Origin of the sequence: Bradyrhizobium sp. (assembly GCF_030693485.1) — a bacterium.
GTDB lineage: Bacteria > Pseudomonadota > Alphaproteobacteria > Rhizobiales > Xanthobacteraceae > Bradyrhizobium.
This window is the reverse complement of sequence record NZ_JAUYAN010000148.1, coordinates 1-5,454: the sequence shown is the minus strand read 5'-3', so window position 1 is coordinate 5,454 and position 5,454 is coordinate 1. Positions and strand designations below refer to the sequence as shown.

General features: G+C 64.6%; 5 protein-coding genes. 4 read left to right on the top strand and 1 reads right to left on the bottom strand.

All coding sequences use genetic code 11. The features are described 5' to 3' along the window. Positions 1–263, top strand: a 263-nt coding sequence (locus Q8N40_RS10835) for a fumarylacetoacetate hydrolase family protein (RefSeq protein ID WP_371135668.1), incomplete at its 5' end; no start/stop codon positions are given. A 107-nt stretch (positions 264–370) separates the two neighbouring features. Beyond that, a complete protein-coding gene (murC, locus tag Q8N40_RS10830) occupies positions 371–1,849 on the top strand; it encodes a UDP-N-acetylmuramate--L-alanine ligase (protein WP_305711818.1) in 1,479 nt (492 codons plus the stop codon). Between the two features lie 116 nt (positions 1,850–1,965). Here the strand turns inward: murC and Q8N40_RS10825 are convergent, their stop codons facing one another. Next, positions 1,966–2,568: a hypothetical protein gene (locus Q8N40_RS10825; protein WP_305711817.1), complete on the bottom strand. Its 603-nt coding sequence runs from the start codon at positions 2,566–2,568 to the stop codon at positions 1,966–1,968. Positions 2,569–2,739: 171 nt separating this feature from the next. Here Q8N40_RS10825 and Q8N40_RS10820 point away from each other — a divergent pair, with 171 nt between their 5' ends. Continuing rightward, positions 2,740–3,414 carry a response regulator transcription factor gene (locus tag Q8N40_RS10820; RefSeq protein ID WP_305320190.1) on the top strand — a complete coding sequence of 225 codons (675 nt, stop codon included), beginning with the start codon at positions 2,740–2,742 and terminating at the stop codon, positions 3,412–3,414. Next, positions 3,411–5,339 (top strand): ATP-binding protein, encoded by a 1,929-nt coding sequence (locus tag Q8N40_RS10815; protein ID WP_305711816.1) that lies wholly within the window; start codon positions 3,411–3,413, stop codon positions 5,337–5,339. The genes Q8N40_RS10820 and Q8N40_RS10815 overlap by 4 nt, the downstream gene beginning before the upstream one ends. Positions 5,340–5,454: the final 115 nt, after the last annotated feature.

The following is a 5,454-nucleotide window of genomic DNA, read 5'->3' as shown; positions in this document are numbered from 1 at the left end:
CATGGCCCGATCTGGCTGCCGTGCCCGGCCGCGCCACCAAGGACGGCGTCGCGATCGGCGAAGGCCATGGCCGCGACATTCTCGGGCATCCCTTCAACTCGGTCGCCTGGCTGGCCACGCAACTGGCGGCGCGGGGCGTGGGGCTGAAGGCCGGCGAGGTGGTGATGACCGGAGCCGTCATGAAAACCGTGTTTCCGGAAGCTGCCGCCAGCTATCGTTTCGAGCTGGCGGGCATCGGCTCCGTCGAGGTGCAGGTCGGATAACGCGCCATAAAGTATTGTAGGGCGGGTTAGCCGCAAGGCGTAACCCGCCGCTCGCGAAACAAGATGGTGGGTTACGCCTGACGGCTAACCCACCCTACGGGGGATCGATGAATTTTTCGAAAGCGCATTTCATTGGCATCGCCGGAAAGGGCATGAGCGCGACGGCGCTCCTGCTCAGGCAGATGGGCGTGCGAATTACCGGGTCCGATGAAGGCTTCTATCCGCCGGTCAGCGATTATCTGAAGAACGAGAAGATCCCGTTTGCCGAAGGATACCGGAAAGAGAATATTCCGGAAGACGCCGATGTCATCGTGATCGGCAAGAACGCAAAACTTACACCCGAGAGCAACGAGGAAGTCCGCGCCGCGATGGACTCGGGCAAGCCGGTTCGATCGTTCGCCGATTTGCTGCACGACATGACCGCCGATTCCGAGACCATCGTTGCGGCGGGCAGCTACGGCAAGTCAACCTGCACCGCGCTGCTCGCGTGGTGCCTGCGGGTCGCGAACAAGGACCCGAGCTACTTCATCGGCGAGATCACCAACGGGTTCGACACGCACGCCCATCGCGGCCAGGGCAGGACTTTCATTCTCGAAGGCGATGAGTATCCGGCATCGAACTGGGACAGCCGTTCAAAATTTCTTCTCTACAACGCAAGGAACGTCCTGCTCACTTCGGCGACCCACGACCACGTCAATGTCTTTCCGACGCACGCGGACTATCTCGCCCCGTTTCGCACCCTGCTCGGCTCGTTGCCGGCCGACGGGCTTCTGGTCGTCAACAGCGGGGAGACTCACGCCCGCACCCTCGCCGCAGGTCTCGCCTGCCCCATTGTGTTCTACGGCGTGGACGACAGGACGCATTGGCATGCCGAAAACATCGACCGCGGCGCAGAAACAGGTTTCGACCTGGTGCGAGGCAATGAAAGGATTGCCCGCCTGTCGACCAGAATGCTCGGCGATCACAACATCGAGAATATCGTCGGCGTCAGCGCGATGCTGCTGGAGAAGAAGCTGGTGTCTCCCGAGCAGTTGAAGGCCGGAATGAGTACCTTCCAGGGCGTGAAACGCCGGATGGAATTGCTCTCACCCTCGTCGAGCGTGCCGGTTTACGAAGGTTTTGGATCGTCGTACGAAAAGGCGAGATCCGCCATCGTCGCCACGAAACTGCATTTCCCCGACCGGCGGCTGATCGTGGTTTTCGAGCCGCATACATTCACCTGGCGGAACAGGTCGGCCATCGCCGCCTACGATGACGTATTCGCGGGCGCATCCAGAATTTTCATATTTGAACCGGCGTCGCAGGGCGCCGGCTCCCATGCCCAATTGAGCCAAGGCGAAATTGTCGCGCGCACACGGGCGGCAAATTACGACGCCGAGGCCATCACTGACCCGGAGAATGCTTTGCAGAGATTGAGCGACGTCTTGCGCGCCGATGATGTCGTTCTCCTGCTGACATCCGGCGAGCTTGGTGGGTTGATACGAAAAATTCCGCAGCTGGTTGAAACGAAATACCCGGCCGCAGACCGTAGCCTCTTCAGACTCAACAGCGACTCTTCCACCACGGGTATGCCATGGAAATCCTGATGGTCTTCTTCCGGCCTGCGGCTGCGACCAGCCAGCGCAGTGCCGTTTGTCAAGAAACTGCTGAGATCTGACGCGATCTCGCGGCTTTAGCGAGGGCCGAATGCGGGCATAACCACTCAATCGAGATCGAACAAACGGATCCGGGGCGCCTCTGTGCGCATCGGTTCGGAGGCGAATATTGGCCTGGTTTCGGTTTCTTCCCGCACCCTCTGCTCGACCTCGCGCAGCTCCTGATTCTGCCGCTGCTGCGCACGCTGCTTCTCGGACCATTGCTGGCGCCGTTCGCTGCGTCGCTTGTCGGTAACGGCCCGCTTGATGTCGACGTCCCGGGCCTTGGCCAAGGCATCCTCGGGTGCAGCAGCAGCCCGCTTCTGCGCGGTTGATTGTGATGCTGGCGCCTCGGATTTGGCGACGGGAGCGGCTGGCTGTGCAGTCGCCACGATGTCAGCCGGTGGCGTGGCAGCCGGCGCGACATTGGCTTCGGTCTGCGCCGCATCCGGTGTGGAGGATGGCGACACGGCGGGATTTGGTGCCGGTTGCGCCGGGTCCGCCTTCACCTGAATGGGTTGCGACGACATGCGCTGTTCCAGCCGGGTCATCTCCTGTTTGGGAGATGGCGGACTGATCATGTCCGCGAACAACAGTCCCCCGCCGATACCGCCGACGATCGCGGCGATGACAGTTCCGGCTCCTGCAAAAAAGGCCGTCGAAGCGCGCATGTCGAAACTCCTCCGGCTGAAAACGCGCCTGACCTGCCGATGTTCCGGCGCCCCGATCCTGATCCCTCAAAAGGAACTTCCAGAGCGGATGCACCATGAATATGGCTGTCGCAAAGCCGGTTCCCGAGGTTAGACTGCGCCTGCCATGGGTAGGCAGCCGGGACAGGTTGAATGAGTGTGGTGAGCGATCAGGGCGCTTCGCCCATCTCGATTTTGCTTGTCGAGGACGACGCGCCGACCTTGTGGCGGCTGCAGGATGCGCTGGCCAGTGCCGGATTCCACGTCACGTCAGCCGCGACCGTGGCCGAGGCCCGCGCCAGCCTGGCGCGAGCCGGACCCAAGGTGCTGCTCACCGATCTGCAACTGCCTGACGGTCACGGCAATGAACTGATCCGCGAGACACGACTGCGCTATCCCGAAACAGAAATCATGGTGATCTCGATACTCGGCGACGAGGAGAGCGTGATCTCCGCCGTCACCGTCGGCGCCACCGGCTATCTCCTGAAGGACGCGTTTCCGACCGACATCGCCGCCACCGTGCGCGAGCTGGTGGCCGGGCATTCGCCGATCTCGGCATCGATCGCCCGCTTCATCGTGCGCCGAACCCAAAGCACCGCCGAACCGCCGCCCGGCCCGCCGCTCAACACGGCGAAGCTGACGCCGCGCGAGATCGATATCCTCTGGGGCATCGCCAAGGGCTTCAGCTACGCCGAGATCGCCGGTCATCTCGGGCTGTCGCGTCAGACCGTTCCCGGCCACATCAAGAACATCTACCGCAAGCTGGAGGTTCATACCCGCGGCGAAGCGGTGTTCGAGGCGCTGCAGCAAGGCCTGATCCGGTTGTGACCGAAGCCGCGCCGACGACCGCGCCTTCCGGCCGCCGCCGCTGGCCGAAGCGGGCCACGCTGCTGATGCAATATCTGCTGCTGCAGCCGCTCATCATCATCCTGTGCCTGGTCGTGCTGCGCATCCCGCCACCGGAGCCCCCTTCCCGCTATCTCGTCACCGATTTCAGCCTGAAAGAGAACGACGCCGAACAGAGGGTGACGCTGCCGCACTTCACGGCCTCGCGCCACGCGATGAACAATCCGCCGCTCTACCGCGGCCGCTTCATCTGGCCAGGCGGCGAGCAAGGCGCGTGGTCGGTGTTCTTGCCGCGCTTCACCAACGGCGTCGAAGTGGCCGTCAACGGCGTCGTGATCCTGGACAGCCGGCGCAACCCCGCCGCCAACCGGCCCGACCGCAACACGCCAGAAATCGCCGTCATCCCGGCGTCGCTGCTGCGCGAGGGCGACAACGATCTTGCTATACGCCTGTTCATATGGGGTCCGATCAGGGGCTTTCTCGACCGCCTCTATGTTGGTCCGGACGCTCAACTGCGGCCGAGCTACGACACGCGGTCACTGCTGTTCGTCACCTTGCCGGTGGTGTTTTCGGCGTGGCAGGCGATCCTCGCGGTGATCCTCGGCATCATGTGGGTGATGCGACGCCACGAGCCCGCTTATGGCGTTCTCGCCGCGGCGATGGCGATCGGCGTCGGCCAAGCGTTTTTCCAGACACCGCTGGAAGCTTCCGCGTTCTCCCGGCTCAACGCGATCCTGATCTCCGCGGCGCCGCTGGAAAGCGCGTTCGTCCTGAGCTTCGCGCTGTTGTTCTTCGGCTGGAAATGGCCGCGTTATGGCTGGCTGATCTTCGTCCCCGGCCTCGTGGTCGCAGCCACCGGACTGGTCGGCGATGCGAAGCTGAGCCGCGACGCCTTTCTGTTCGTCGGAGCGCCCGCGGTCGGCCTCTATCTGATCGCGCTGGCGCTCATCGTGGGTCATTCGGTGTGGCGGCGCCAGGACGCGGTCAGCTTCATGCTGGGCTGTGCGCTGACGATCGTGCTGACCTGCTGGGCGCTCGACCTGCTGTCGGTGCTGCAGGTCGTGCCTAGTCGGCGCATCTTGCTGGCGCGGCTGTCCTATTCCGCCATGCTGGTGGCGATCGGCGCCGGGCTGACCTGGCGATTTGCCCGCGCGCTCAACCAGGTCGACGGCTTTGCCGCGCGCATGGTCACCCTGGTGCGCGAGGCCGAGGGCAAGTTGAAGGCCAGTTTTGTCAGAGAGGAAGAACGCGCCCGCGCCGCGGCGCTGGCGCGCGAGCGCACCCGCCTGATGCGCGACCTGCATGACGGCCTCGGCGGCCAGCTTGTCAGCATCGTCGCACTCAGCGAGCGCGGCAATGCCGACACCGGAATCGGCGACGCGGCGCGGGCGGCGCTGAAGGATCTTCGCCTCGTGATCGATTCCATGGACGATATTGGCGGCGACCTGATGCTGGCGCTGGGCTCGTGGCGCGAGCGGGTCACGGCGCAGCTGCGGCCGCATGACATTGCGCTGGGCCGGGCGGTCGGCCCGCAGGGCCTGCCGGTGCATCCCGAACTCAGGCCCTGGCACGTCATCCAGATCGTGCGGCTGCTGGACGAGGCCGTGACCAACGCCGTCAAGCACGCCGAAGCGCGGCGCATCACCGTGAGCATCGAGACGATTACGGATGCGCAGGGACTGGCGCGTGGCCGCATCACCATCGAGTACGACGGCCGAGGTTTTGAGCTGGCTCCAAATGCCGAGGCAGCCACGGCCGGTCCACACGCGGCGCGCGGCCTGCGCAACATGCGAAGCCGCGCCGCGCGCTGCGGCGCGGAACTGGAGCTGACTTCGGATGCCGGCGGCACCCGCGTCAGGCTGACATTGCCGCACCGCTTTCCCGACAGCGACGCTGCTGCCGGTTGAGCCTCGGCTGCTCAGCGGCGGCCGACGCGGTTGACCGGACCGCCGCGATTCATCGGCGTGCCAGCGCGGACGCCGACACCCGGCGCGCCGACGCCGACGCCGGCCACGCCGACCC

What these genes read in the sequence shown, in the direction of transcription:
- murC (WP_305711818.1), top strand. Translation starts at nt 371, where the DNA reads ATGAATTTTTCGAAAGCGCATTTCATTGGCATCGCCGGAAAGGGCATG.
- Q8N40_RS10825 (WP_305711817.1), bottom strand. Translation starts at nt 2,568, where the DNA reads ATGCGCGCTTCGACGGCCTTTTTTGCAGGAGCCGGAACTGTCATCGCC.
- Q8N40_RS10820 (WP_305320190.1), top strand. Translation starts at nt 2,740, where the DNA reads ATGAGTGTGGTGAGCGATCAGGGCGCTTCGCCCATCTCGATTTTGCTT.